The organism is Amycolatopsis sp. NPDC088138, assembly GCF_044741685.1.
Lineage (GTDB): Bacteria > Actinomycetota > Actinomycetes > Mycobacteriales > Pseudonocardiaceae > Amycolatopsis.
On sequence record NZ_JBIUTB010000003.1, the window covers coordinates 623428 to 650006 of the forward strand.

Here is a 26579-nt window from a genome sequence, read left to right on the forward strand (position 1 = left end):
GGCCGGGTAGCGCTTGAATGTGCCCCATGCACAGCGATGTGATTGCCACCGAGCACGCGGCGCGACTCGCGGCGGTGGATCCCCTCCTCCCCGGCTCCTCTCCGTTCGAAGCGGCCGAAAACGCCGTGGTCCTGGAGGTGGCCACCGACGACTCGGCCGCGTCGGGACTCGCTTCCCGCGTCCAGGTGGACCGCGACGCCCCCAACGCGCCGTGGCGCGCCCTCACCGAGCACCGGCTCGACCTCCAGCTCGCCGGCCCCCACCCGGCCGGTGCGCTCGACGCCCTCCTCACCCGATGGGATGAACATCTGCGAGCGGTCGCCGAGCGTGGCGACACCGAGACCGCCGCGGTCGTCCCCCGGGCCAGCCGTGACGCCGCCGGCGCGCGGGAAATGCTGCACCACGGCTTCGCGCCGTTGCGGATCGTCGCGGTCCGCCCGGCCGACCGGATGATCCCGGAGGGCCCGCACGGCACCCCGGGCGTCAAGATCCGGCGCGCCGAGCCCGGCGACCTCGACACGGTCGTCGCCCTGGGCCTGGAGCTGCACTCCTACGACGCCCAGTACGGCACGGTCAACCTGCGCCAGGGCGTCGAGGACATCATGGCCAAGGACCTCGCCGAGCAGCTGAACCGGCCGGAGCCGCCGCTGTGGATCGCCGAGCTGTACGGCCGTCCGCTCGGCATGGTGAACGTCCAGCACCCCGGCGAGACCGGCTGGATCAGCGACCGCGTGGCCGCCACCCGGGTCGGGTACCTGTCGTCACTGGCGGTCGCCGAGGCGGCGCGCTCGTCCGGTGTCGGCACGGCGCTGGCGGCCCACGCCCACCACGTCCTCGACGAGGAGGGCACCGACGTCGTCCTGCTGCACCACGCCGCGGCGAACCCGCTCTCGACGCCGTTCTGGTACGCGCAGGGTTACCGCCCGCTGTGGACGTACTGGCAGCGTCGCCCAGCCGTTCGGTGAACTACTGGCGGATTACCCCGGGTGCCCCGTCCTTATAGGCTGATGTCAGTACAAGGGACGGGGAGCCGACGTGAACGAGCAGCGGGACGCCGCGCCCAGAGCACCCGAGGGTGTGGACACGGAGAAGCCGTCCGCGGCCCGGATCTACGACTGGTACCTCGGCGGTACGCAGAACTGGGCCGTGGACCGCGAGTTCGGCCGCCGCATGGAACAGCAGTGGCCACTCGTGCGCCCCGGCTCGAAGCAGAACCGCGAGTTCATGAACCGCGCGGTGCGCGCGGCGCTGAAGGCGGGGATCCGGCAGTTCATCGACCTCGGCTCCGGCGTCCCGACGGCCGGCAACGTGCACGAGGTCGTCGAGGCCGAGCTGCCCGACGACCACGACGCCACGGTCGTCTACGTCGACTACGAGCCGGTCGCCGTCGCCCACGCGACGCTCATCCTCGAAGAGGAGGCGGCGACCGACTGGGCCGGCATCGTGCAGGCCGACATGCGGGACGCGAAGGCCGTGCTGCGCGCTTCGGAGACGAAGCGGCTGATCGACTTTTCGCAGCCGGTCTGCGTGATGATGATGGCGGTGCTGCACTTCGTCGGCCCGGACGACGACCCGCACGGCCTGCTCAAGGCCTACCGCGACGCGCTCGCGCCGGGCAGCTGGCTGGCGATCTCGCAGATGAGCGAGGGTGACGGCGAGGGCGAGATGCTGGCCGGGCTGCGCTGGTTCGTCGAGCAGTACCGGAAGACGAGCAACCCGGTGTGGCTGCGCGACCGCGACGAGATCGAGCCGCTGTTCGGCGACTGGCCACTGCTGGAGCCGGGCATCGTGCACCTGCCGGACTGGCGGCCCGACCGGAAGCTGAACGCCCTGGAAGCCGAAGCCCGCCCGTACGCGTGGTGCGGCATCGCGGAAAGGCCTGGCGGATGAACGAAACCGCACCGATCGCCCCGGCGGGGGTGGACACGGAGAAGCCGTCCGCCGCGCGCGTCTACGACTGGTACCTCGGCGGCAACCACCACTGGGCGGTCGACCGCGAGTTCGGCCGCCGCGTCGAGAAGGTGTGGCCGCTGATCCGGCCGATCTCGCGGCAGAACCGGGCGTTCATGAACCGGGTCGTCAAGGCCGCGATGGCCGCCGGCGTCCGCCAGTTCGTCGACCTCGGCTCCGGCGTGCCGACCGCGGGCAACGTGCACGAGATCGTCCGCGACCTGCTGCCCGCCGGCGAACGCGCGTCGGTCGTGTACGTCGACTACGAGCCGGTGGCGGCCGCGCACTCCCGGCTGATCCTGGAGAAGGAAGACGCGACGGACTGGGCGGGCCTGGTCGAGCGGGACATCCGGCGTCCGAAGGAGATCTTCGCGGACGACGTGACCGAGGACCTGATCGACTGGTCACGGCCGGTGTGCCTGCTGATGATCACCGTGATGCACTTCGTCGGCCCGTCCGACGACCCCGAGGGCCTGATGGCGGCGTACCGCGCGAAGCTCGCCCCGGGCAGCTGGCTGGCCCTGACCCACGGCACGTGCCGCGACGACGCCCCACCGGTTCGCGCGGCCGAGGTGAAACGATTCATCGACGCCTACCGAGACACGACGAACCCGGCGTGGCTGCGCACGGCCGAAGAACTGCTCCCCTGGTTCGGCGGCTGGCCGCTGTTGCCGCCGGGGATGACATCGTTGCCGGACTGGCGGCCGGAGACCCCGCCGAACGCCATCGACCTGGAGACCCGGCCGTTCGCCTGGTGCGCGGTGGCGCGCCGGCCAAGCCTCTGACCTGCGGTTTCGCTGATCGCTGTGGGCGAACGCACCATCGGAAACAAACACGCCTATCGGAGAGTTGAGCTAGGCAGACTCAACTACCCGAGGAGTGCACATGTCCGACACCCGCCTCCTGCCCGTGCTCCCGCTCGATGACGACGTCGTGCTGCCGGGCATGGTCGTCCCGCTCGACCTCACCGACACCGAGACGCGGGCCGCGGTGGAGTCCGCCCAGGCCGGGACGCCGAGCCAGGCGTCCTTCCCCGGCATCCGCTCGACCGGCGCCACCAAGGCCGAGGTCCTGATCGTCCCGCGCGTCCACGGTGAGTACGCCGAGTACGGCACCGTCGCCACGGTCGAGCGCATCGGGCGCGTGCCCGGTGGCAAGGCCGCCGTGCTGCTGCGCGGCACGGCCCGCGCGCTCGTCGGCCGGATGGCCGACGGCCCCGGTGCCGCCCGCTGGGTGCACGCCGAGGACGCCCCCGAAACCACCGGCGACCAGACCGCGAAGCTCGCGGCCGAGTACAAGGCCGTTGTCATCTCGATCCTCCAGCAGCGCGGCGGCTGGCAGCTGATCGACGCCGTCCAGCAGGTCGAGGACCCGTCCGCGGTCGCCGATCTGTCCGGCAACGCGCCGTACCTCGACACCGACCAGAAGGTCGAGCTGCTCACCACGCTCGACGTCACCGCACGCCTGGAGAAGGCGCTCGAGTGGAGCAAGGAGCACCTGGCCGAGCTCGAGGTCACCGACACGATCCGCAAGGACGTCTCCGAAGGCATGGAGAAGCAGCAGAAGGAGTTCCTGCTGCGCCGCCAGCTCGAAGCGATCCGCAAGGAGCTGGGTGAGCTGGACGGCTCCACCGACGACACGGACTACCGCGCCCGCGTCGAAGGTGCCGAGCTGCCGGACGCCGTGAAGAAGGCCGCGCTGGCCGAGGTGGACAAGCTGGACCGGACGTCCGAGCAGTCCCCCGAGGGCGGCTGGATCCGCACCTGGCTGGACACCGTCCTGGAGCTGCCCTGGAACGAGCGCACCGAGGACGTCTACGACATCGCCGCCGCGCGGGCCGTCCTGGACGCCGACCACGCCGGCCTCGACGACGTCAAGGAACGCATCATCGAGTACTTGGCCGTGCGCAAGCGTCGCGCGGAATCGGGTCTCGGCCCGGTCGGCGGACGTCGTTCGGGCGCGGTGCTCGCCCTCGCGGGCCCTCCCGGAGTCGGTAAGACGTCGCTGGGTGAGTCCGTCGCGAAGGCCATGGGACGCAAGTTCGTCCGGGTCGCCCTCGGCGGCATCCGCGACGAGGCGGAGATCCGCGGCCACCGCCGCACCTACGTCGGCGCCCTGCCCGGCCGGATCGTCCGCGCCATCAAGGAAGCCGGCTCGATGAACCCGGTCGTGCTGCTCGACGAGATCGACAAGGTCGGCGCCGACTACCGCGGCGACCCGACCGCGGCGCTGCTCGAAGTGCTGGACCCGGAGCAGAACCACACGTTCCGCGACCACTACCTCGAGGTCGAGCTGGACCTGTCCGACGTCGTGTTCCTGGCGACGGCCAACGCGCTCGAGACCATCCCCGGCCCGCTGCTGGACCGCATGGAGCTCGTCACGCTGGACGGCTACACCGAGCACGAGAAGGTCACCATCGCCCGCGACCACCTGCTCCCGCGCGAGCTGGAGCGCGCCGGCCTGGCCACGGCCGACGTCGCCTTGACGGACGCCGCGTTCAGCCGGATCGCCGCCGAGTACACCCGCGAGGCGGGCGTGCGCGACGCGAACCGCACGATCGCGAAGGTGCTGCGCAAGATCGCGACGAAGGTGGCGATGGACGAGGTGTCCCTGCCGCTCACGATCGACGACGCCGACCTGGAGACCTACCTCGGCCGGCCGCGCCACCTGCCGGAGTCGTCGCTGCCCGCGTCGACCCAGCGGACCGCGACCCCCGGTGTGGCCACGGGCCTGGCGGTCACCGGGGCCGGCGGTGACGTCCTCTACATCGAGGCGTCGCTGGCGGACCAGGAGTCCGGCGCGTCCGGGCTGCAGCTGACCGGCCAGCTCGGTGACGTGATGAAGGAGTCCGTCCAGATCGCGCTGTCCTACCTGCGCTCGCACGGCGCGGAGCTGGAACTTCCGGTCGGTGACCTGAAGAACCGCGGCATCCACGTCCACGTCCCCGCGGGCGCGGTGCCCAAGGACGGCCCGTCCGCCGGCGTCACGATGACGACGGCCCTGGCGTCGCTGCTCTCGGGCCGCGTGGTCAAGGCGGACGTCGCGATGACCGGCGAGGTGTCCCTGACCGGACGCGTCCTGCCGATCGGCGGCGTCAAGCAGAAGCTGCTGGCGGCCCACCGGGCCGGGATGAAGACGGTGATCATCCCGCAGCGCAACGAGCCGGACCTGGACGACGTCCCGGCCGAGGTGCTGTCCCAGCTGGACGTCCACGCGGTGGCGAACGTGCGCGAGGTCCTCGACCTCGCCCTGACCCCGGCTTCAACGCCGGTTGCCCAGGCGGCGTAACCCCGAACGCCGCCACCTGAACGGCCGGTTTCCCTCTCCCCCAAGGGAAACCGGCCGTTTCCTATGTCCGGACGGGCGGTGGTGACTGCCCGAATGCAGCACAGTACTCCATTCGGGGTATCGGGATCACGAAAGAACACAGGGCGTAACAGGACCGTGCGGATCGTCGATCAGGTTCCTAGAGTGGGGTGATCCGGGCTCAGCCGCGCCCGGACGAATCGACGACGTTGGAGCGCACGTGACGAAATCGCTCGCGGAAGACTCGGAGATCCAGGAGGATTACGAGGTCTTCCGGGCAATCGTCGAGAAGTTCACGCCGGCGGAAGCGGCTCGTCGCATCCGCCGGATGGGCGTGCCCGAAGACATCGTCAGAAGAATCGTCGAACGCCATGAGCACGAGTGCATTCGGGTCCGCGACATGGACGAACCTCATTCCGTCTACCGCGACAACCGGATGACCTGGTACACGGGTCCGCAGTCTGGCGACCGGAACTGGCCGTCGCTCGAACAGTCGTTGCGGGACAAGTATCGGAACGAGGACGCCGTCAAGGCCGTCGACGACGCGTCGACGAAGGTGGTCTCCCTGCTGGAGCACCCGAAGCTGGCGGAATTCTCCACCCGCGGTCTGGTCGTGGGTTTCGTCCAGTCGGGTAAGACGACCAATTTCACGGCCGTCATGGCCAAGGCCGCCGACCGGGGATACAAGCTGTTCATCGTGCTTTCCGGCGTCCACAACGCACTGCGAAAGCAGACCCAGATCCGTCTGAAGAACGACCTGATCGCCGCGAACCCGGAACTGTGGCACGAGGTCACCACCCCGGAACGGGACTTCGGCGAGCGAGGCAATGCCGCGGCCTACCTGGCGGCCAAGGATCAGCACTTGCTCTTGGTCGTGAAGAAGAACGCCGCCGTGTTGCGAAAACTCAATGCCTGGCTCGGGACGGCGCACGAATACCTCGAGAACTGCCCCACGCTGATCATCGACGACGAGGCCGACCAGTCCACGGTCGCGACGAAGAAGATCAACCCGCTGCTCTTCAAAGTGTTGAGCAAGTTCCCGAAGGTCGGTTACATCGGGTACACGGCGACGCCGTTCGCGAACCTCCTGATCGATCCTTCGGTCACGGAGGACTTCTATCCCCGGGACTTCATCGTCAACCTGCCGAAGCCGATCGGTCACCAGGGCACCGAGGTCCTGTTCGGGCGTGAGCCCCTGGACTGGGAGGACGCCGCCGACGTCCCCGGCGGCTACGACATGATCCGCCGGGTCCCGGACGACGAGGTCGAAGACCTCAAACCCAAGAACAAAAAGGAAGCCCCCACCTTCGCACCCGCACTGACTCCTTCACTGGAGGCGGCTGTCCGCTGGTTCTGGCTGGCCACGGCGGCTCGCCGGGTGCGAGGCACCGGCAATCCGCACTCGTCGATGCTCATCCACACCAGCGTCGACTCCGGCGTCCACTTCGGGTTCGTACCGGTGTTGAAGGCCTTCCGGTCCAGAACACTCGACGGTCTCAACCGGGAATCCCGGAAACTGCTGGACGACCTGCGGCTGCAGTGGACCGAGGAGACCGCGAAGGTGCGGGCGGACGACCTCGGCGAAATCCCGGTTTCGTTCGACGAACTCCTCCCCCGGCTCCACGACGTGGTCCGCGAGACGACCCTGGTCGTCGACAACTACCGCAGCAAAGACCGGCTGGACTACGACTCCGGCCCGGTGACCACGATTGCGGTGGGCGGCAACACCCTGTCCCGAGGCCTCACCCTCGAGGGACTCGTGTGCAGCCTGTTCGTCCGCGGCGCCTCGGCCTACGACACCCTGCTGCAGATGGGACGCTGGTTCGGTTACCGCGACGGCTACGCCGACCTGCCCCGCATCTGGATGACCGACGAGCTCCAGGGCTGGTTCCGCCACCTCGCCACGGTCGAAGCCGAGATGCGCGTAGACATCGACCGCTACATGACCACCAACGAAAACCCGATGACCTTCGCGGTCCGACTGCGTTCGCATCCGAAGCTGCTGATCACGGCGAAGGCGAAAATGAAGGACGCGGTCAAGGCCGAGGCAGCGTACGGTGGCCACCTCATCGAGTCCCGGTACTTCGACGTCCGTCCCGAAGGCAAGTCGTGGCTCGAGAAGAACGCTCGAGCAGCCAAGACTCTGATCGAAGACTGTCTTTCCGCGAGTAGTTCGCGAGTGGATCCCGACAAGAACCGTGTGCTGTTCAAAGACGTCCCGCACGAAGGGGTCACTCGATACCTTGCGGAGTACGAATTCCACCGCAAGTCCACGGAGGCCGACCGCCGCCGCCTGCTCGGCTACATCGAGAAGAGGCTGCGCGTAGGCGCTCTGAAGCAGTGGAACGTTGCCGTCATCGGCAGCAACGATGACGATGCCCAGCGTTATAAGCCCGATTCCACCATCGATATCGGAATGGTTCGACGCGCCCGGATCGACCTCGAGTCCGGCATCGCCTCGGACGAGCCCGCTGACATCAAGACCCTGACCAGCGCCCGCGACACTACGCTGGATCTGTCCCTCCCTAGCGGTCACGAGCAGCCGAAGCGTTTGGAGATAGAGAAGCTGCGGGAAGCACAGGTCCCCGATGTGGGTCTTCTGCTGCTGTATCCGATCGACCCGGTCTCGCATACCAAGGCTACGGGTCGTGCACCTCTCGACGCGCCTGCCGACGTGGTCATGGGAACCGCGCTCCTCTTCCCGCACCCCGCAGGCGAAGATGACAAGATCGAGGCGGAGTACTACTCGGCGAACCTCGTGGAGCAGGACGACGTCGACGCGCTGGAGATCGACGACGAGGAAGAAGAATGACCGAGCTGCGTGACGTCGTCGTCGATCGCTGGCGCGTGCTGGAGGTCGCGGCACGCAGTTCGGGTTCGACGATCGTCACGAGCCCGGTCCCGGTGGACACCCCGCAGGGACCGGTTCTGCTGGGCATCGACACATCGGGGAACAGCCACCTCTTTGTTCCGCTGGCGGCGCGTCAGACTGTCGAACCCGACTTGACCGGCCGAGCCGTGCACTTGGTCATGAAGCCGCTCGAGGACGCAGTCCAGTACCGGCACTATGCGGACTTGGTGCTGCTTGACCCGTCGCTGCAAGATGTGTTCACGTCCCTCTGCGAGGACGTGCTCGAGGCCGTGGCCAAAAACCCGGAAAAGGCGGTCCGAGCCCTTCGCCGGGTGCTCGACGAGTGGCGTCAGCTCCTGTCCGGTGCACAAGGACCGTTGAACGCCCAGGCTCTCGCCGGGCTGTTCGGTGAGCTGTCGGTCCTCCGCCGGCTTCTGCAGCAGGACTCGGGGCTCGCCGAGAGCTGGCACGGGCCGGGCGGCACCGCGAAGGACTTCCACCTCGCCGGCAACGCAATCGAAGTGAAGACGACAACCGCGCCGGAGGGCCGGACGATCCGGGTCCACGGCATCGACCAGCTGGAGTCGCCGGCAGGCGGGGACCTCGGCCTGGTGTGGTTCCGCCTGCTGAGGACGGCCTCTGGGACATCGGTGCCGGACCTGATCGAAGACGTGCTGGCCCTGGCCGACAATCCCTCGCCCATCCGCAGGGGGCTTGCCGAGTTGGGCTACCGCGAACGTGACGTCGATCGGTATTCCTCGATCCGCTACGAAATCCTCGAGCGAAGGTGCTACCGAGTGGACGACGGATTCCCTCGGATCGTGCCCGCGTCCCTCACCGGTGACGCGCTCGAACCCGGCATTGACGACCTCGTCTATTCGGTCGACCTCGACAGCCCGAAAGCACTCGAACACGAAGTTGCCGACTTCGTTCTCTTCGTCTCTGGAGCATCGTGAACGAGCAGGCGCGGTGGTGGTCCCAGCCCTTCCCGCCAACCGGGGCGATCACCTCCGAAGGCATCCGGAACCAATTGGGCAGGCCGCCCGTCGATCCGCTCACCGTCTTCGTCCGGGAAACCGTGCAGAACTCCTGGGACGCCCGCCTGCGCACCGGCCCGGTTACGTACCGACTCGAAATCGACACGGTGGCCGCCGCACAACGTCCCGTGTGGGAACGCTTGCTGACGCCCGCCGCCCGTGTGGAACGGCATCTGGGTGTGGGCCGAGTCCTGCGTGAGCCGCCGGTTCGGCTCCTGACGGTGTCCGACCGGGGCACCGCCGGGCTGGGCGGTCCGACCAGAGCCGACGAACTCACCGACGGCCGCCGCGACTGGATCTCGTTCGTGCTGAACGTCGGCGAGAAGCGGGACACCGAACAGGGTGGCGGCACCTACGGCTACGGCAAGGCCGTGCTCTACCGGCTGTCGAAGGTGGGCACGGTCCTCGTCTACACGCGCACGTCCGACAGCTCCGGGCAGCGAGTCTCGCGGTTGATCGGCATCGCGTTGGGAGCGTCGTTCGAACTGCGGGAACACGTCGACCCGCGGCCGTACACCGGCAGGCACTGGTGGGGCCGTGTAGAGGACGAACACGTGGAGCCGCTGACGGGCGACGAGGCCGACCAGGTTGCCCGCAGCCTCGGCCTCCGCGTCTTCGCGCCGGGCGAAACCGGTACAACTCTCGTGGTGGTCGCCCCCGAGCTCGACGAATTCGAGGACGCCACCTCGGCCGGCCATCACCTCGCCGAGACCATCGCCTGGCACACCTGGCCTCTGATGTTGGACGAGCGAGGCGACGACCGACTGGTCCCGCAGGTGCGCGTCGAGGGCACCGACGTGCCCGTCCCCGATCCCGCGGCCTCGTATCCCTTGAACCTCTTCGTCAAGGCGTACCGGAGCGCCCGGCTGCCGGACGCCGAGATCCTCAAGTGCGGAAGTCCGAAGAAGGATCTCGGCCGGTTTTCGCTCGCGAAGCGCCGCGTCCTGCCGATGGAGAAGAACGGCGGTACCAAGGCCGCCGCCTACGCGGGTGTGCCGGACGATCCGCACCACGTGTGCCTCATGCGCTCGCCGGAACTCGTCGTCAGGTACTTCGAAGGCCCGGAGACGTTCTCCACGAACGTCGCCTACGCCGGGGTCTTCCGGGCGATGGACGAACTCGACGAGGTGTACTCGGCCGCGGAACCGCCGACCCACGACAACTGGGTGCACGAACAGTTGCAGGGTGCCAACAAGACGTTCGTCCGGACGACGTTCACCCGGATCAAGGAACGCTTGGCGGACTTCAAACGACCGGAGACGTCGACTCCCCCGGTCGCCGGTTTGCCACTCGGGTCCGCGAGCAGGTTCCTCGGCGGCCTGATCGCCGCCGCCTACGCCGAAGAAACGCCGAAATCGGGACCGGGACCGGCCAAGCCCCCGGGATCCGGCAAGCCGAGTGACGAGCCCGTCGCGCGACGGGCCCGAGTTCGTGGCCCGGTCACCATGGTCGGTGCACCCGTGCTGGAAGAACTCGCAGGCGAGCCTCTGATCTTCCAACAGTTGACCGTCGGCGGAACCGGTCCGGTGGCCCTGACCGCCAAGCTCACGGTCATGACCGTGGACGGACGCGAGGACGAGGCTCCGGTCGGTGCCGTCCCACCCTCGGTGCACTCTTGGCGGACACCTGCGGGCGAGTTCGAATCGGACACCTGCTTCGTCATCGCGCCCGTCGAGGTCGAGCTGCGGGTCCGGAGCGTGCCGGACACCTTGATCGACGTGGCCGTCGAGGGTCTGCTCGTCGAGGAGGCCTCATGAGCGTCGTCCACCCCTATCGCAGACCTTCCGAGGACATCGTCCGCGCCGCTCCCTGGACTCTCGCGGGAGAGTTGACCGAACTGGCCGACGACCTCCCGGACTGGGACTACGACACAGTGCTGCCGCTGCGGCGGACGCTGGTCGTGGACGGCGCTCGGGCGCGAAATGAATGCGGATTGAAAGACGACGCCGAACTGGCCGTCTCGGTCCGCTGGACGGCGTCCGGTTCGCTGTTGCGTGGACGCGCATGGCGTGCACCGGTCCCGCCGACCGACGGCGTGGAACTTTCGGTGGAGTTCGACCTGCCCGGCACCGACCTCGGCGGCACGCTGGGACTCGACCTCTCCCTCGTCCTGATCAGCCCGGGCGGCACGATCTCGAAGATCGCCCCCCGGCGACCGGGCAGCGTGTTGTGGGCCGACCGGCGCGACGTCCGCCTCCGTGGGGACGCAACCCAGTTCCCGATCGTCGTGACCGACTTCGGTTCGTCCACCTACCCGGCGGACGCCCCCTGGATCCTGGACATCGGCGGCGGGCTGGAGGACGCGGCCCTGGGTTCACTGCTGCTGCTTGTCAACGAGAAGCGGAAGAACGTCGTGGATGTGGTGACCGGTCGTGCGGCGGGCGATCCCGCACGCAGCGCGGCCGTGCTGTCGATGCTGCGATCCGACACGTTGCGCAGTCTCGTCGAAAAGGCCGTGGTCGAGGAGGACTTCGACCTTTCGACGGAGTACCCGACCGGCTCGACGGGCGCCGTGCTTCAGGCGGTGCTCAGGCAGCATTTCGAAAACGACCTCGGAACCCTCCGGCGTGAGCACACCCAGGATCCGGCGTATTTCGTTGCTCGGATCCAGGCCGCAGCCGGTCTGCTGAAGGAGGAGGCGTGAGCGCCCTTTACCCACGCCTGCTCGGCCGGGTGGCTCGTGAGCTCCACGAGGAATACGTCGGCATGGAGGTCGAAGAGCTTCGGCGGAAATCGGCACTCCGCCACCGCTCGGCGATCTTCACGGCTACCGGCGGGACGCGCGTCCACACCGAGCAGCTCCAAGCACTTCGAGAAGAGATACTGGCCGAGGCCGTCAAGGCGAACTACCCCTACCCGGGCACGCGAGACGGACGCGCGGAGTTCGACCTGCGCGTCGCCAAGCTTCTGCACGAGCGCAGCGGGCTCGTGCCCGCCGAGGCGTCCGTGCGATCGACCTGGGCGTTCCTGGCCTTGGTACTCCTGCCCGATGTCGCCTACTGGCGGTACCCGAGGGCACCGGGCGATCGAGTCCTCGACACCGACATCACCCGCCACGTGTTCGGCAGGCTCTGGTGGCGTGCGCACTTGCTCGAGGACCCGCGCGCCGTCGGTGACCGGTACGCGCTGATCGGGGTGTTCGGAGAAAGCGCGTTCGACCAGATCTTCTCGCGGCGACGCTCTCTCGGAGGCAGCCGGACGCTCATCCGCGCCCTCGCCCGTACTTGGCCGCGACTGGGTGTGGAGCAGAAGGACGAGCGCACCGTGTTGCGTGAGCTGCTCAAGAGATTTAGGCGGCTCGGGGCGATCGTCGACTTCGAAGCCTTGGACGACGAAGATCTCGGCAGGCAGGTTGCCGAGGTGGCGGACGAAGTGGTGACGGCTCTTCAGCTGCGGAGGTAAGCCGGGAGCTCCCCGTGTTCAGCCGCGCACCGGAGCCGTCGACTCGCGTTCGACGAGCGAGACGTCGATCGTCACCGGGTGCTTCGGGCGTTCGTCCTTCTCGATCGAGTCCAGCAGGATCGACACCGCCGTCGCGGCTTTGCGGGTGATGTCCTGGGCGACGGTCGTCAGCTTCGGTGTCACGTAGTTGCACAGGTCGAGGTCGTCGAAGCCGACCACCGAGACGTCCTGCGGGACCCGGACGCCCGCCTCGGTCAGGCCGTGGACGACGCCGACCGCGAGGATGTCCGCCGTCGCGAACAACGCCGTCATGCCCGGATGGCGATCGGCCAGCACGAGCCCGAGTTCGCGGCCTTCGGCGTACGTCGTGTTGACCGTCTCCACCAGGTCCGGCCGCGCGACGCCGGCGTCCGCGAACGCCTGGCCGAAACCCTCGAAACGTTCGTGGACCACGCCGACGCCGCTGAACGCCGGGCCGGCGAACAGGATCCGGCGGTGGCCCAGGTCGAGTAGGTGCCGCGCGGCCAGCCGGGCGCCCGCGAAGTCGTCGGAGCGCGTTCCCGTCGTGAGGCGGTTGGCCGAGTAGCTGTCGATCGCGACGACGTGGACCGCGCCGATGGTCTTCTTGGTCAGCTTGCCGACCTCTTCGTCGAGGAAACCCAGCAGGATCGCGCCGTCGAGGCTCCACGAGCGCAGCGCCTCGGCGACCTCGTCCGGGTGGGCGACCCCGCGCAGCAGCAGGTGGTAGCCGTACTTGCGCAGCTCACGCTCGATCAGGCCGACGATCGCCATGGTGTGCGGGCTGATCATCAGGCTGTCCTCGTCGGCGGCCGGCACCAGCAGGCCGACCAGCCGGGACGCCTTGGTCGCGAGGCTGCGGGCCGACGCGCTCGGGACGTACCCGAGCTCGTCCGCGATGCGCTGGACCTTCTCGATGGTGCTCGGTGAAACCCGCGCGCGGTTGCCGTTCATCACGTTCGACACGGTCATCATGCTCACGCCCGCCTGCTCGGCGACCTCCCGCAGCGTGACGCGCACCCTCGGTCTCCTCTCGCTCACCCGGGCCCCAAGGTTACGGGACCGGCCGTTGACAAGCGGCCGGGGACGACATTACCGTCTATCGAGGTATAGCGCTAAACCTAATCCATGCGGACGCCGGTCCGCACCCTTCGCCGCGCTCCGGAAACCGTTGAGCCAGAACGGGAGTCCCGTGACCACAGACATCTCGACCGACCCGCTGACCGCACCCGCCGAGCAGGCGGCGCCGTGGTGGCGCGGTGCGGTCATCTACCAGATCTACCCGCGCAGTTTCGCCGACGGCAACGGTGACGGCACCGGCGATCTCGCCGGCGTCCGCGCCCGCCTGCCGCACCTCGAAAGCCTCGGCGTGGACGCCATCTGGTTCACGCCCTGGTACTCCTCGCCGCTGGCCGACGGCGGTTACGACGTCGCCGACTACCGCGTCATCGACCCGGCGTTCGGCACCCTCGACGAGGCCGAGCAGCTGATCGCCGAGGCCGCCGGGCTGGGCATCAAGACCATTGTGGACATCGTCCCCAACCACGTCTCGGACCAGCACGAGTGGTTCAAAGCCGCGCTCGCCGCCGGGCCGGGATCGCCGGAGCGCCAACGGTTCTGGTTCCGCCCGGGCCGCGGCGAGCACGGTGAACTGCCGCCGACGGACTGGGAGTCCAGCTTCTCCGGCGGCACCTGGACCCGCACCACGAACCCGGACGGCACCCCCGGCGACTGGTACCTGCACCTGTTCGCGCCCGAGCAGCCGGACCTCAACTGGAACCACCCGGACGTCCGCGCCGAGCACGAGCGCGTCCTGCGGTTCTGGTTCGACCGGGGGGTCGCGGGCATCCGCATCGACTCGGCGACCATGCCGGTCAAGGACCCCGCGCTGCCCAACGAGGTGACGCCGGACGCGCACCCGTTCGTCGACCGCGACGAGATCCACGACATCTACCGCGGCTGGCGGGCCGTCGCCGACTCCTACGCCGAGCCGCGCGTCCTGGTCGGCGAGGTCTGGCTGGCCGACCCGCACCGCTTCGCCCGCTACCTGCGGCCGGACGAGATGCACACGGCGTTCAACTTCGACTTCATGATGCGCCCGTGGGACGCCGGGGAACTGCGCACCGCCATCGTGTCCACTTTGGACGCCCACGGCCCGGTCGGCGCGCCGCCGACGTGGGTGCTGTCCAACCACGACGTCACCCGCGCGGCCACCCGCTACGGCCGCGAGGACAGCTCGTTCGGTTTCGTGGCACGCGCTTTCGGCATCCCCACCGACCTCGCGAAGGCTCAGCGCCGCGCCCGCGCGGCCGCTCTGTTGTCGGCGGCCTTGCCCGGCTCGCTGTACGTCTACCAGGGTGACGAGCTGGGCCTGCCCGAGGTCGAGGACCTGCCGCTGAGCGTGCTGCAGGACCCGATGCACTTCCGCTCCGGTGGCACCGACCCCGGCCGTGACGGCTGCCGCGTCCCGCTGCCCTGGACGTCCGACGCGGACAGCGCGTTCGGCTTCGGCGCCGGCACCCCCTGGCTGCCCCAGCCCGCGAACTGGGGTGACTACTCGGTCGAGCGGCAGGACGGCGATCCGCGGTCGATGCTGACGCTCTACCGCACCATGATCGCGCTGCGCCGGTCCGAACCCGCGCTGCGTGGTGAGGAGTTCGCCTGGGCGGCCGAAGACACCGACGACGTCCTCGCCTTCCGCCGTGGCGCCGACCTGCTCTGCCTGGTCAACTTCGGCGAAACCCCGATCGACCTGCCCGCCCACCTCGAAATCCTGCTCGCCAGCGGCGAGCTGGCCGGCTCCCAGTTGCCCACCGACACAGCCGTCTGGCTGCGAGTCCAGTAAACCCGCCAGGAGTGACGATGAAGTCCTCGAAGATCGCCGTGGTGTGCCTGTGCGCCGCCGCCGCGCTGACCGCCTGTTCCGGCACCGACGACACCACGACCGCGGACGGCAAGACCGTCGTCAAGGTGTCCATCGAACCGGGCCTGGACCAGGGCGCGGTCGCCGCGTTCAACGCCCGGGTGACGCAGTTCGAGACCGCGAACCCGAAGATCGACCTGGTCCCGCAGGAGTTCAAGTGGGACGCGACGACGTTCACCGCGCAGCTGGCGGGCGGCACGCTGCCGGACGTCCTCACGATGCCGTTCACCGACGGCCGCGGCCTGATCGAACGCCGCCAGATCGCCGACATCAGTGACCTGGTCGCCGGCCTCCCGTACGCGAAGAAGTTCAACCCCGAAGTCGCGAAGGCCGGCTCGGCCGACGACGGCAAGATGTGGGCCGTCCCGATCGCCGCGCACGGCCAGGCGCTGCACTACAACCGGACGCTGTTCAAGCAGGCCGGGCTCGACCCGGACACGCCACCGTCCACTTGGGACGAGATCCGCGCGGACGCGAAGCAGATCGCGCAGAAGACCGGTCAGGCCGGCTACGCCCAGCTGACCACGGACAACACCGGCGGCTGGATCCTCGCCACGCTCGACTACGCCTTCGGCGGCCGCACCGAGCAGCTGACCGGCGACAAGGCGACGGCCACGCTGAACACCCCGCAGATGGCCCGCGCGCTGCAGACCGTCCACACCATGCGCTGGGACGACAACAGCATGGGCGCCAACTTCCTCTACGACTGGAACGGCATCAACCAGGACTTCGCCGCCGGCCGGATCGGGATGTACGTCTCCGGCGGCGGCAACTACGGCTCGCTGAAGGCGCAGAACGCGATCAAGGCGGACGACTACGGCGTCACGGCCCTCCCGCTCGACGGCCCGGGCGCCGGCGTGCTCGGCGGCGGCACCCTCGCCGCGGTCAACGCCAAGGCGAAGGACCCGGTGAAGGCCGCGGCCGTGAAGTGGATCGACTTCTACTACCTGCAGAAGCAGGCTGACCAGGCCGCCGCGGTCGCCGACGCGAAGACGACGGCCGACTCGGGTGAGGCCGTCGGCTCGCCCGAGCTGCCGGTGTTCGACAAGGCCACCTTCGACCAGCGGATGGGCTGGATCGCGCAGTACGTCAACGTGCCGGTGAAGCAGATGACGCCGTACACGGACAAGATGTTCGGCCAGCCGCTGATCCCGGAGCCGACGCGCTCCACCCAGCAGGTCTACGGCCTGCTCGACCCGGTGGCGCAGAAGGTCCTGACCGACCGCGGCGCGGACATCCCCGCGCTGCTGGCCGACGCGCAGACGCAGGCCCAGGCGTTGCTGGACAAGCCGTGACGCTCACGGCGGCCCGGCCGGCGACGGCGTCCTCGCGGCCGCCGGCCCGGGCCCGCCGGCGGCGCACCCCGCTGACGTGGGTGCGCCGCGGCGGCCTCGGCACGGTGCTGTTCCTGCTGCCGATGCTGGTGGTGTTCGGGCTGTTCTCGTGGCGGCCGATCGGCCAGGCCGTCGTGATGAGCTTCCAGCAGACGAACCTCGTCTCGGACCCGGTGTTCGTCGGCCTGGACAACTATCGCGCCGTCCTCGGTGATCCGCAGCTGTGGAACGCCGTCGGCAACACGCTGTGGTTCGCCGTGCTCGCGCTGCTGCTCGGCTACCCGATCCCGCTGGTCGCCGCGGTGCTGATGAGCGAGGTCCGGCGGGCGAAGGGCCTCTACAGCGCGCTGGCCTACCTGCCGGTGGTGATCCCGCCGGTGGTGGCCGTGCTGCTGTGGAAGTTCTTCTACGACGCGAGCCCGAACGGGGTGTTCAACACCGTGCTCGGCGCCGTCGGCCTCAGCCCGTCGCCGTGGCTGCAGTCGGCGTCGACGGCGATGTTCTCGCTGGTCGCGGAGGCGACGTGGGCCGCGGCCGGCGCCACGATCATCATCTACCTGGCCGCGCTGACCAGCGTCCCGCCCGAGCAGTACGAGGCGGCCGAGATCGACGGCGCGTCGGTCCGGGGCAAGGTCTGGCACGTCACGCTGCCGAACCTGCGCGGGGTCCTGCTGATCACGTTCATCCTGCAGATCGTCGGCACCGCGCAGGTGTTCCTCGAGCCGTTCCTGTTCACCGGCGGCGGCCCGGCGCGCTCGACGACCACGATCCTGCTGCTCGTCTACAACTACGCCTTCGCCGACAGCCTCGGCGGCGACTACGGCGCGGCGACCGCGTTGAGCGTCCTGCTCGCCCTGGTCCTGGGCCTGTTCTCCGCCGTGTACTTCCGCCTCACCCGCTCCTGGAGCAAGTCATGACGCGCGCCCTGCTCTCGCCGTCGGACTGGCGGCGGCCCGCCGTCCGCCGCACCACCCGCACCCTGCACACGCTCCTGCTCGCGGCGTTGTTCCTGGCCGGGCTGGGGCCGATGCTGTGGCTGGCGAAGGCGGCCGTCACGCCGACGCAGGACACGCTGCGCGACCCACTCGCGTTGTGGCCGCACGGGATCGACTTCGCCAACCTCGCCACGGCGTGGAACCGCGTGCAGATCGACAAGTACTTCCTCAACACCGTGTGGGTCGCCGCCGGGTCGTGGCTGGTGCAGCTGCTCGTCGCGACGACGGCCGGGTTCGCGCTGTCGGTGCTGCGGCCGCGCTACCGGCGGGTGCTCACCGGCGTCGTCCTGACGACGTTGTTCGTGCCGGGGGTCGTGCTCCTGGTGCCGCTGTACCTGTCCATGGTGGACTTCTCGCTGATCAACTCGTTCTGGGCGGTCTGGCTGCCGTCGGGTGCCAGCGCGTTCAACATCCTTCTGGTGCAACGGTTCTTCGACAACCTCCCGCGTGAGGTGTTCGAGGCCGCTCGCGTTGACGGCGCGGGCCCGCTGAGGTTGTTCTGGTCGGTCGTGCTGCCGATGTCCCGCCCGATCCTCGGCGTCGTCTCGGTGTTCGCGATCGTGGCGGCCTGGAAGGACTTCCTCTGGCCGATGCTGGTGCTGCCCGACCCGGCGGTCCAGCCGCTCTCGGTCCGGCTGCCGGCGCTGCAGAAGTTCGTCGAGCTCGACGTCTTCCTCGCCGCTCTGGCTATTTCGACGGTCATCCCCGTCGTGTTGTTCCTCGTGTTCCAGCGGATGTTCCTGCGCGGCAACGCCTTGAGCGGAGCCGTCAAAGGCTGATTCTCTTTGTTGGGAGAAAACAGATGCGCAGATTCCCTGTTCTGGCCGTCGCGGTAGTCACTTTCACCGCTCTCGTGGGCACGGTCCCGGCGCACGCCGCGACCACCCGCCTCGAAGCCGAATCCGCTGCTCTTTCGGGCGGCGCGGTCGTCGAATCCGACCATCCCGGCTACAGCGGCTCCGGATTCGTCGGCGGTTTCACCGACGGGCACCGCGGCGCCGCTCGGACGACGTTCGCCGTCTCCGCCGCGTCGGCCGGCTCGTACACCCTCGCGCTCGGCTACGCGAACGGCACCGGCTCTTCGCGCACCCTCACCTTGACCGTGGATTCCACGGCACAGCAGATTTCCTTGCCCGCCACGGCTTCCTGGGACAGCTGGGGCTCGGCGAGTGTGGCCGTCCCGCTCGGCGCTGGCGCACACAGCGTGTCCTACACCTTCGGCTCGGGTGACAGCGGGAACGTCAACCTGGACCGCCTCGACGTCACGCCGTCCGCGACCGGGCAGGCGGGTCCGCTGTTCGAGGCCGAAAACGCGACGCTCACCGGCGGCGCGGTCGTCTCGACCGAGCACCCCGGCTACAGCGGGAGCGGCTTCGTCGGCGGGTACACCGATGGCAACAAGGGCAACGCCCGGACGTCGTTCGCGGTCAAGGTGACGACCGCCGGGCCGCAGTCGCTCGCGCTGCGGTACGCAAACGGTACCGGTGCCGCCATGACGCTTTCGCTCTATGTCGACAGCGTCCGGCAACGGCAGGTGTCGCTGCCCGCGTCGGCGAACTGGGACACCTGGACGTCGGCGACCGAGTCCGTGACCCTCACCGCAGGCGACCACACGGTGGCGTACGCCTTCGACAGCACCGATTCCGGCAACGTGAACCTCGACAACCTGACCGTGACGCCGTCGGTGCCTTCGCAACCCGCTGGTCCGGGCGAGGCGGAGTCGGGGTTCCTGTCCGGCGGCGCGACGGTCGCCACCGCGACCACGGGCTACGCCGGTTCGGGTTACGTGACCGGCTTCGGGACCGCGGGCGCGCGGCTGGTGCGCACCTTCGCGATGGCGTCGGCGGGCACGGCGACCGCGACCATCCGGTTCGCCAACGCGGGCACCCTCGCGGTGTCGGCGAACGGCCGAGCCACCGGGAGCGCCTCTCTGCCCGCCGGGACCGGCTGGCGGACAGCCACGGTCTCGGTGCCGGTCCGCGCCGGCGTCAACACGCTGCAGCTGGCCGGCACCGGCAGCGACGTGCTGGTCGACAGCGTGGTCGTCGCGAACGAGACGGCGCTGGCCGCGCGCGGCGCGACGACGCCGTACACCGAATACGAGGCCGAAGCCGGGTCGACCACCGGGACCGTGCTCGCCGCGGACCGGACGTTCCACACGGTCCAGGCCGAGTCGAGCGGCCGCCGCGCGGTGCGCCTCGGCGCGACCGGGCAGTCGGTGAGCATCACGCTGACCAAGCCCGCCAACGCCATCACCCTGCGGTTCTCGATCCCGGACAGCGCGGACGGCGCCGGGCAGACCGCGCCGCTGGCGCTGTACGCGAACGGGACGAAGGTCCGCGACCTGTCCCTGACGTCGAACTACAGCTGGGTCTACGGCGAGTACCCGTACACGAACGTGCCGTCGCAGGGCAGCCCGCACCGGTACTACGACGAGACGCGCGCCCTGATCGGCGACTGGCCCGCGGGCACGGTCCTGAAGCTGCAGAAGGACGCGTCGAGCACGGCCGCGTACTACGACGTCGACCTGCTGGACGCCGAGCAGGCCCCGGCCGCGGCGACCGCCCCCGCGGGTGCGCTGTCCATCACGTCGTACGGCGCGGTGCCGGACAACGGCTCGGACGCGACGTCGGCGATCAACGCCGCGATCGCGGCGGGTGCGTCCCAGAACAAGCCCGTCTGGATCCCGGCCGGGACGTTCCGGATCACGTCGAAGATCAACGTGGCGAACGTTCGCGTTTACGGAGCGGGGCCGTGGTCCTCGGTGATCCAGGGCACCGGTCCTCGCGGTGGCTTCTTCGGCACGGGCGGCAACGTCACGCTGGCCGACTTCGCGATCTTCGGTGACGTCCGGATCCGCGACGACAACGGCTCGGACGCGGCGCTGGACGGCAACTTCGGCGCCGGATCGTTCGTCCAGAACCTGTGGATCGAGCACACCAAGGTCGGGCTGTGGGCGGACTCGGGCACGAACGGCCTGTACGTGGTCGGCACGCGGATCCGCGACACGTTCGCGGACGGCGTCAACATCCACGCCAACGTGGCCGATGTGCGGGTCGACCAGTCCATGGTCCGCAACACCGGCGATGACGGCCTGGCGATGTTCTCGGAAGGCAGCGCCGTGACCGGCAGCGCGTACACGTTCAACACGGTCCAGTCGCCGGCGCTGGCGAACGGCATCGGCGTCTTCGGCGGCAGCGGCAACCGCGTCGAGGACAACCTGGTCGCGGACAGCGTCACGGCGGGTTCGGGCATCACGGTCGGCACCCGCTTCAACCCGGTGCCGCTGTCCGGCACGACGTCGATCCGGCGCAACACGCTGGTGCGCACGGGCAGCTTCGAATACAACTGGAACTCGGCGATCGGCGGCCTCTGGATCTACGCCGACTCGGCGCCCATCGCGGCCCCGATCGTCGTCGAGGACCTGACGCTGACCGACAGCGGTTACCAGGGTGTGCTGCTGAGCTTCCAGAAGTCGATCACACAGCTGAGCTTCGACCGCGTGACGATCAGCGGAGCGGGCACGTACGGCATCGAGACGAACGCGACGGGCAGCGCGTCGATCGCCAACACGAAGGTGACGGGCGCCACGTCCGGCGGCCTGCTCAACGACGGCGGCTACACGCTGGTGCGAGGAGCCGGCAACTCCGGCTTCTGACTCTGCCGGGTAACGCACTGCGGCCCCGGTGACCTTGCTGGTCACCGGGGCCGCTGGGCGTGGCGGGTGAGGGATTCGAACCCCCGTAGGCGTAAGCCAACTGGTTTACAGCCAGTCCCCTTTGGCCACTCGGGTAACCCGCCCAAGCCGGTCGTACCGGCCGGGAAGAAGCTTACCCAAGCACTCCCGGCGGGGGTCAACCGGGATACCCGGGACTAGGCTGGGTGCCCCTGACAAGCGAGTACGAGGTGTGAGGACACGTGGCGGATCCCTCTTTCGACGTCGTGAGCAAGGTCGACCACCAGGAGGTGGACAACGCGCTCAACCAGGCGAGCAAGGAGCTCGGTACGCGCTTCGACTTCCGCGGCACGGGCACGACGATCAACTGGTCCGGCGAGGAGGCGATCGCGATCGAGTCCGAGACGGAAGAGCGCGCGCTGGCCGCGGTCGAGGTGTTCAAGGAGAAGCTGATCAAGCGCAGCATCTCGTTGAAGGCCTTCGAAGCGGACGAGCCGGCCCTCTCGGGCAAGATCTACAAGCTCAGCGGCAAGATCATCCAGGGCATCGCATCCGACAAGGCGAAGCAGATCGCCAAGTTCATCCGCGACGAAGGCCCGAAGGGCGTGCAGGCGCAGATCCAGGGCGACCAGCTGCGGGTGTCGGGCAAGAAGAAGGACCAGCTGCAGGACGTGATCGCCTTGCTCAAGGGCAAGGACTTCGAGATCGCGCTGCAGTTCACCAACTACCGCTGACGAACCCTCGTTGACCTGCGGGTATCTGGTTTCAGGTGCCCGTGGGTACAACCTGGGACGCGTCACGCCGGTAGCTGTAGCGGATCAACCCCTCGTGAAACTTGCCCACCTGGTCGTACAGCGCGCGGGCCGGGGCGTCTTCCAGCGTGTTCCAGTAGAGGGCCGGGAAGCCGCGCTCCTCGGCGTCCCGCGCCACCCACTCGATCATCGCCGTCGCGATACCGCGCCGCCGGGCTTCCGGGTCCACGAACAGGTCCGCCAGGTAGCACTTGCCGGAGTACCAGACGCTGGCGTGGAACAGGTAGTGCGCGACGCCGACCATCCTGCCGTCCAGCCGGGCGGCGATCCCGCGGATCCGCTCGTCGTCGAGCAGGCGCCGCCAGGTTCGTTCGTAGGCGTCGTCGCTGCGTTCGACGTCGAAGTGCGCGTCCTTGCCACGGGCCAGGACTTCCCAGTGGGCGCGGTCGGGTTCGGTCAGGTAGCCGATCTTCACCATGCGCCCATCCTGCCCGCCGATCAGGTCGCCGGGTGCCCGCTCAGGACGGCGTCAGCGTCCAGTTCGCCTCATAGCCGTCCACCCGCAGATAAGCCGGCCCGCGAACGTCCCGCTCCACCTGCAGGTCGCCGATCTGGTTGACCAGCAAGTCACGCTGTTCCGGGGACATCACCCACAGCCCGGTGCTGCCGCGGGTCTTGACCGTGAACTGGACGTGCGTCGCCCCTTCCGGCAGGCGCAGCACCGCGTCGCCCTTGCCCGTGGACGGCTGGCCCGGCGAGGCCGTCGGGAGGCTTCGGTAGTCCTGGATCGTCGCCGTCCAGGGGGCGTTCGCGCGGACCGTCACCCGCGTCACCGGGCGGTCGGGGTACGTGTTCAGCCACGTCGTCCCCTTGTACGCGCCGATCGCGTTGACCAGGCCGTGCTCGCCGCCGTCGGCGTCGATGATCACGTTGGACGAGCACTTCGGGCAGTCGAACGTGAAGAAGCCGAGCTGGTCGGCCGGCCAGCTGGTCGCGAACTCGCCGTTCCCCGTGCCCGTGTGCGTTTCGAGCGGCACCTCGCGCGGTGCGGCCGGCGCGGTCGACGTCGGCGACGGCACTTCAGAGGCGGTGGCGGCGATGACCTTGCCGTAACCGACGGGCGGCGTGCACGCGGACGCCAGTACCAGGACCAGAAGACAGGACAGCCGGAGTTTCATCGTTCCCCCTCGGGGCCACCACCTGGCCCCCAGGTGATCTTTCGGTCCCCTTTGGCCCGGCGTTACCGTCGCCTTGGGTGATCGATCACCCAATCGTGCCTACCCAGCTCCCCGAAAGCGCGAACGCCCGACGACTGTCCACAAGAGACGGCCTGACCGTGCTGTAATCGCGCGGTCACCGCGTGGAGAGGGTCAGGATGCGCCGTTTGCTCGTCTTCGTGCTTCCGCTGGTCCTCGTCACCGCACTGCTGACGCCCGCGAGCGCCGCCGAACGCCAGCAGCTCGTCTCCGGCTACGGCTCCTACGCCCGCCTCGTGCGGCTCGAGCACTCGATCTTCGGGCGCGGCCACATCATCGCCGCGCTGACCAGCGAAGACGCCGGCGGCAAGTTCACCCCGGTGATGGAGAGCACGGACGAGGGCGCGACGTTCCACAAGATCGCCGAGATCCACGACCCGGACGGCCGCTACGGCATGTGCTGCGGCACCCTCTACGAACTCCCCCAGCGCGTCGGCCGGCTCCGCGCGGGCACCCTGCTGTGGGCCGCGTCCTACCGGCAGGACGCCGGGGCGCAGCGCCGCGTCGGGATCAAGATCTGGGCCAGCAAGGACGGCGGCCGCTCCTGGGGCTTCCTCGCCGAGGCCGCCCGCTCGCACAACATCGACGGCATCTGGGAGCCGGAGTTCACCGTCGACGCCGGCGGCACGCTCTGGCTGCACTTCGCCGACGAGACGCAGGCCCCGAAGTACGCGCAGGTGCTCAACCGGGTCGCCTCGACCGACGGCGTGAACTGGGGCACCAAGCAGCTCACCCTGGCCATCCCGCCGGACCGGGTCCGCCCCGGCATGCCGATCATCCGGCGGCTGCCCGACGGCCGCTACTACTTCGCCTACGAGATCTGCAACTTCCGCGACCGCTACTGCGACCCGTACTTCAAGATCTCGCCCGACGGCGCCAACTGGGGCAGCCCGACCGACCCCGGCACCCGCGTGAACACCGCGAACGGCAACTACTTCCAGCACGCGCAGACGATCACCCTGTTCCCCGGCGGCCCGAACGGCGTCCGGATCGTCATGGTCGGGCAGATCTACACCGACGCCAAGGGCAAACCGCAGCCGGGCAACGGCCAGGTCCTGCTGGCCAACGACAACTTCGGCAGCGGCAACTGGTACGAGCTGCCCGCGCCGGTGCACATCACCGGCATCTACAACAACTTCTGCCCCAACTACTCCTCGACGCTGCTGCCGGTCGACGACGGCAAGAACGTCCTGGAGATCGCCACCGAGTACAACCTCGGCTGCAAGGCCTACTTCGGCAAGGGCCCGCTCTTCTAGCGCTTCCCCATCCCGGCTCCACAGGTCGCCCCGTAGGGTGGGCGAGGCTGTGGTCGACGAGAGGGAGGCAGCGAATGAAGGGCATCGTGCTGGCCGGAGGCAGCGGGACACGCCTGCACCCGATCACCCAGGCGGTGTCGAAGCAGCTGCTCCCCGTCTACGACAAGCCGATGGTCTACTACCCGATCTCGGTGCTGATGCTGGCCGGGATCCGCGAGATCCTCGTCATCTCCACCCCGGCCGACCTGCCGAACTTCCGCAAGCTGCTCGGCAACGGCGACCAGTTCGGCCTCTCGTTCTCCTACGCCGAGCAGCCCAGCCCGAACGGCCTGGCCGAGGCGTTCGTGATCGGCGCGGACTTCATCGGCGACGACGACGTCGCGCTGGTCCTCGGCGACAACATCTTCTACGGCCAGGGTTTCTCCAGCCGGCTCCAGGCCGCGGTCCGGGACCTCGACGGCTGTGTCCTGTTCGGCTACCCCGTGAAGGATCCCGAGCGCTACGGCGTCGGCGAGGTCGGGCCGGACGGCAAGCTGGTCTCCATCGAGGAGAAGCCGGCCAAGCCGCGGTCGAACAAGGCGATCACCGGCCTGTACTTCTACGACAACGAGGTCGTCGAGATCTCGCGCGCGCTGAAGCCGTCCGCGCGTGGCGAGCTGGAGATCACCGACGTCAACCTCACCTACGTGCGCCAGGACCGGGCGACGCTGGTCGAGCTGAGCCGCGGTTTCGCGTGGCTCGACACCGGGACGCACGATTCGCTGCTCGAGGCCGGGCAGTTCGTGCAGGTGCTGGAGCACCGGACCGGCGTGCGCATCGCCTGTCTCGAGGAGATCGCGCTGCGGATGGGCTTCATCGACGCCGACGAGTGCTACGCCCTGGGCTCGAAGCTCGCGAAGTCCGGCTACGGCGACTACGTCAAGGCTGTCGCCGTCGCGGCGGGGGCCTCGGCTTAGAAGGCCTAGAGACCGCCGGGGCCGCGGCGGGCCATCTCCTCGAGCCGCGCGATGCGGTCGGCGATGGGCGGGTGCGTCGAGAACATCTTGCTCAGGCCCTCACCCGGGCGGAACGGGTTCGCGATCATCAGGTGCGACTGCGACACCAGCTGCGGCTCGGCGACCAGCGGCCGCGCGCGGGTGCCCGCCTCCAGCTTGCGCAACGCCGAAGCCAGGCCCAGCGGGTCGCCGGTCAGCTCGGCGCCGGACGCGTCGGCCTGGTACTCCCGCGACCGGCTCACGCCCATCCGGATGACGGCCGCCGCGATCGGGCCGACGAAGATCAGCATCAGGCTGACCAGCGGGCCACCGTCGCGGTTGTTGCCGCCGAAGAACAGCGCGATGTTCGCGAGCACGCTGATCACGCTGGCCAGGGCCCCCGCGACGCACGAGATCAGGATGTCGCGGTTGTAGACGTGGGACAGCTCGTGGCCGAGCACGGCGCGCAGCTCCCGCTCGTCGAGCAGGTCGAGGATGCCGGTGGTGCAGCAGACGGCGGCGTGACGCGGGCTGCGTCCGGTGGCGAACGCGTTCGGCGCGACGGTCGGGCTGAGGTACAGCGCGGGCATCGGCTGGCGGGCTACCGTCGCGAGCTCGCGCACGATCCGGTACATCGCGGGCTGCTCGGCCTCGGACACCGGCTGGGCGTGCATCGCGCGCAACGCCAGCTTGTCCGAGTTGAAGTAGGCGAAGGCGTTCATCCCCAGGGCGACGACCAGGCCGATGACCAGGGCGCCGCGGCCGAAGAGCCCGCTGATCGCGACGATGATCGCCGACAGCAGGCCGAGCAGCAACGCCGTCTTGAGTCCGTTCTGGTGCCCGTGCACG

At 69.1% G+C, this 26579-nt stretch carries 21 protein-coding genes and 1 tRNA gene; 17 read left to right on the top strand and 5 right to left on the bottom strand.

Going from position 1 to position 26579, the window contains the following annotated elements; genetic code table 11:
• Positions 1-26: 26 nt before the first annotated feature.
• From ACIOD2_RS17985 to ACIOD2_RS18025, 9 genes are all read left to right on the top strand, one after another.
• Positions 27-965, top strand: a complete 939-nt coding sequence (locus ACIOD2_RS17985; RefSeq protein ID WP_400539109.1) for a GNAT family N-acetyltransferase — start codon at positions 27-29, stop codon at positions 963-965.
• A 70-nt stretch (positions 966-1035) separates the two neighbouring features.
• Complete coding sequence (locus ACIOD2_RS17990; RefSeq protein ID WP_400539111.1) at positions 1036-1890, top strand: SAM-dependent methyltransferase; 855 nt, start codon at positions 1036-1038, stop codon at positions 1888-1890.
• Positions 1887-2735, top strand: coding sequence for an SAM-dependent methyltransferase (locus tag ACIOD2_RS17995; protein WP_400539113.1), 849 nt, complete (start codon positions 1887-1889; stop codon positions 2733-2735). Before ACIOD2_RS17990 ends, ACIOD2_RS17995 begins: the two co-directional genes overlap by 4 nt.
• Before the next feature lie 100 nt (positions 2736-2835).
• The gene (gene lon, locus ACIOD2_RS18000) at positions 2836-5238 is read left to right on the top strand and encodes an endopeptidase La (protein WP_400539115.1); all 2403 of its coding nucleotides are present in this window, start codon (positions 2836-2838) and stop codon (positions 5236-5238) included.
• Between the two features lie 238 nt (positions 5239-5476).
• On the top strand, positions 5477-8068 hold the full coding sequence (locus tag ACIOD2_RS18005) for a Z1 domain-containing protein (protein WP_400539117.1): 2592 nt from the start codon (positions 5477-5479) through the stop codon (positions 8066-8068).
• Complete coding sequence (locus tag ACIOD2_RS18010) at positions 8065-9063, top strand: PD-(D/E)XK motif protein (RefSeq protein ID WP_400539119.1); 999 nt, start codon at positions 8065-8067, stop codon at positions 9061-9063. The genes ACIOD2_RS18005 and ACIOD2_RS18010 overlap by 4 nt, the downstream gene beginning before the upstream one ends.
• A complete protein-coding gene (locus ACIOD2_RS18015; RefSeq protein ID WP_400539121.1) occupies positions 9060-10901 on the top strand; it encodes a hypothetical protein in 1842 nt (613 codons plus the stop codon). The genes ACIOD2_RS18010 and ACIOD2_RS18015 overlap by 4 nt, the downstream gene beginning before the upstream one ends.
• A complete protein-coding gene (locus tag ACIOD2_RS18020; protein ID WP_400539123.1) occupies positions 10898-11788 on the top strand; it encodes a hypothetical protein in 891 nt (296 codons plus the stop codon). Before ACIOD2_RS18015 ends, ACIOD2_RS18020 begins: the two co-directional genes overlap by 4 nt.
• Positions 11785-12546: a DUF6339 family protein gene (locus tag ACIOD2_RS18025; protein ID WP_400539125.1), complete on the top strand. Its 762-nt coding sequence runs from the start codon at positions 11785-11787 to the stop codon at positions 12544-12546. Before ACIOD2_RS18020 ends, ACIOD2_RS18025 begins: the two co-directional genes overlap by 4 nt.
• 18 nt (positions 12547-12564) lie before the next feature.
• Here the strand turns inward: ACIOD2_RS18025 and ACIOD2_RS18030 are convergent, their stop codons facing one another.
• Entirely contained in the window at positions 12565-13605 is a 1041-nt protein-coding gene (locus ACIOD2_RS18030; RefSeq protein WP_400539127.1) for a LacI family DNA-binding transcriptional regulator, read from the bottom strand.
• A 151-nt stretch (positions 13606-13756) separates the two neighbouring features.
• Here ACIOD2_RS18030 and ACIOD2_RS18035 point away from each other — a divergent pair, with 151 nt between their 5' ends.
• From ACIOD2_RS18035 to ACIOD2_RS18055, 5 genes are read left to right on the top strand one after another with little or no spacing between them, the layout of a single operon-like run.
• Positions 13757-15409, top strand: a complete 1653-nt coding sequence (locus ACIOD2_RS18035; RefSeq protein ID WP_400539129.1) for a glycoside hydrolase family 13 protein — start codon at positions 13757-13759, stop codon at positions 15407-15409.
• A gap of 17 nt (positions 15410-15426) precedes the next feature.
• Complete coding sequence (locus ACIOD2_RS18040; RefSeq protein ID WP_400539131.1) at positions 15427-16782, top strand: ABC transporter substrate-binding protein; 1356 nt, start codon at positions 15427-15429, stop codon at positions 16780-16782.
• On the top strand, positions 16779-17738 hold the full coding sequence (locus ACIOD2_RS18045; RefSeq protein ID WP_400539133.1) for a carbohydrate ABC transporter permease: 960 nt from the start codon (positions 16779-16781) through the stop codon (positions 17736-17738). Before ACIOD2_RS18040 ends, ACIOD2_RS18045 begins: the two co-directional genes overlap by 4 nt.
• Complete coding sequence (locus ACIOD2_RS18050) at positions 17735-18595, top strand: carbohydrate ABC transporter permease (RefSeq protein ID WP_400539135.1); 861 nt, start codon at positions 17735-17737, stop codon at positions 18593-18595. The genes ACIOD2_RS18045 and ACIOD2_RS18050 overlap by 4 nt, the downstream gene beginning before the upstream one ends.
• A 23-nt stretch (positions 18596-18618) precedes the next feature.
• The gene (locus ACIOD2_RS18055) at positions 18619-21474 is read left to right on the top strand and encodes a carbohydrate-binding protein (RefSeq protein WP_400539137.1); all 2856 of its coding nucleotides are present in this window, start codon (positions 18619-18621) and stop codon (positions 21472-21474) included.
• 60 nt (positions 21475-21534) lie between these two features.
• Here the strand turns inward: ACIOD2_RS18055 and ACIOD2_RS18060 are convergent.
• Positions 21535-21617, bottom strand: a tRNA-Tyr gene (locus tag ACIOD2_RS18060).
• Positions 21618-21734: 117 nt separating this feature from the next.
• Between ACIOD2_RS18060 and ACIOD2_RS18065 the strand changes: the two genes are divergently transcribed.
• Entirely contained in the window at positions 21735-22226 is a 492-nt protein-coding gene (locus tag ACIOD2_RS18065; RefSeq protein WP_247060445.1) for a YajQ family cyclic di-GMP-binding protein, read from the top strand.
• Between the two features lie 31 nt (positions 22227-22257).
• Here the strand turns inward: ACIOD2_RS18065 and ACIOD2_RS18070 are convergent, their stop codons facing one another.
• On the bottom strand, positions 22258-22722 hold the full coding sequence (locus ACIOD2_RS18070) for a GNAT family N-acetyltransferase (RefSeq protein ID WP_400539139.1): 465 nt from the start codon (positions 22720-22722) through the stop codon (positions 22258-22260).
• 40 nt (positions 22723-22762) lie between these two features.
• Positions 22763-23422: a hypothetical protein gene (locus tag ACIOD2_RS18075; RefSeq protein ID WP_400539141.1), complete on the bottom strand. Its 660-nt coding sequence runs from the start codon at positions 23420-23422 to the stop codon at positions 22763-22765.
• A 197-nt stretch (positions 23423-23619) separates the two neighbouring features.
• Here ACIOD2_RS18075 and ACIOD2_RS18080 point away from each other — a divergent pair, with 197 nt between their 5' ends.
• Together ACIOD2_RS18080 and rfbA are read left to right on the top strand one after the other, a co-directional pair.
• On the top strand, positions 23620-24756 hold the full coding sequence (locus ACIOD2_RS18080; RefSeq protein ID WP_400539142.1) for a sialidase family protein: 1137 nt from the start codon (positions 23620-23622) through the stop codon (positions 24754-24756).
• Between the two features lie 74 nt (positions 24757-24830).
• Complete coding sequence (gene rfbA, locus ACIOD2_RS18085) at positions 24831-25712, top strand: glucose-1-phosphate thymidylyltransferase RfbA (protein WP_400539144.1); 882 nt, start codon at positions 24831-24833, stop codon at positions 25710-25712.
• A gap of 5 nt (positions 25713-25717) precedes the next feature.
• Here the strand turns inward: rfbA and htpX are convergent, their stop codons facing one another.
• Positions 25718-26578, bottom strand: coding sequence for a zinc metalloprotease HtpX (htpX, locus tag ACIOD2_RS18090; RefSeq protein ID WP_323329455.1), 861 nt, complete (start codon positions 26576-26578; stop codon positions 25718-25720).
• Position 26579: the final 1 nt, after the last annotated feature.

Bases quoted from the DNA above. Each gene is read 5' to 3' on its own strand.
- ACIOD2_RS18020 (WP_400539123.1), top strand. From the start codon at position 10,898: ATGAGCGTCGTCCACCCCTATCGCAGACCTTCCGAGGACATCGTCCGC.
- ACIOD2_RS18055 (WP_400539137.1), top strand. From the start codon at position 18,619: ATGCGCAGATTCCCTGTTCTGGCCGTCGCGGTAGTCACTTTCACCGCT.
- ACIOD2_RS18040 (WP_400539131.1), top strand. From the start codon at position 15,427: ATGAAGTCCTCGAAGATCGCCGTGGTGTGCCTGTGCGCCGCCGCCGCG.
- ACIOD2_RS17995 (WP_400539113.1), top strand. From the start codon at position 1,887: ATGAACGAAACCGCACCGATCGCCCCGGCGGGGGTGGACACGGAGAAG.
- rfbA (WP_400539144.1), top strand. From the start codon at position 24,831: ATGAAGGGCATCGTGCTGGCCGGAGGCAGCGGGACACGCCTGCACCCG.
- ACIOD2_RS18050 (WP_400539135.1), top strand. From the start codon at position 17,735: ATGACGCGCGCCCTGCTCTCGCCGTCGGACTGGCGGCGGCCCGCCGTC.
- lon (WP_400539115.1), top strand. From the start codon at position 2,836: ATGTCCGACACCCGCCTCCTGCCCGTGCTCCCGCTCGATGACGACGTC.
- ACIOD2_RS18075 (WP_400539141.1), bottom strand. From the start codon at position 23,422: ATGAAACTCCGGCTGTCCTGTCTTCTGGTCCTGGTACTGGCGTCCGCG.
- ACIOD2_RS18070 (WP_400539139.1), bottom strand. From the start codon at position 22,722: ATGGTGAAGATCGGCTACCTGACCGAACCCGACCGCGCCCACTGGGAA.
- ACIOD2_RS17985 (WP_400539109.1), top strand. From the start codon at position 27: ATGCACAGCGATGTGATTGCCACCGAGCACGCGGCGCGACTCGCGGCG.
- ACIOD2_RS18080 (WP_400539142.1), top strand. From the start codon at position 23,620: ATGCGCCGTTTGCTCGTCTTCGTGCTTCCGCTGGTCCTCGTCACCGCA.
- ACIOD2_RS18010 (WP_400539119.1), top strand. From the start codon at position 8,065: ATGACCGAGCTGCGTGACGTCGTCGTCGATCGCTGGCGCGTGCTGGAG.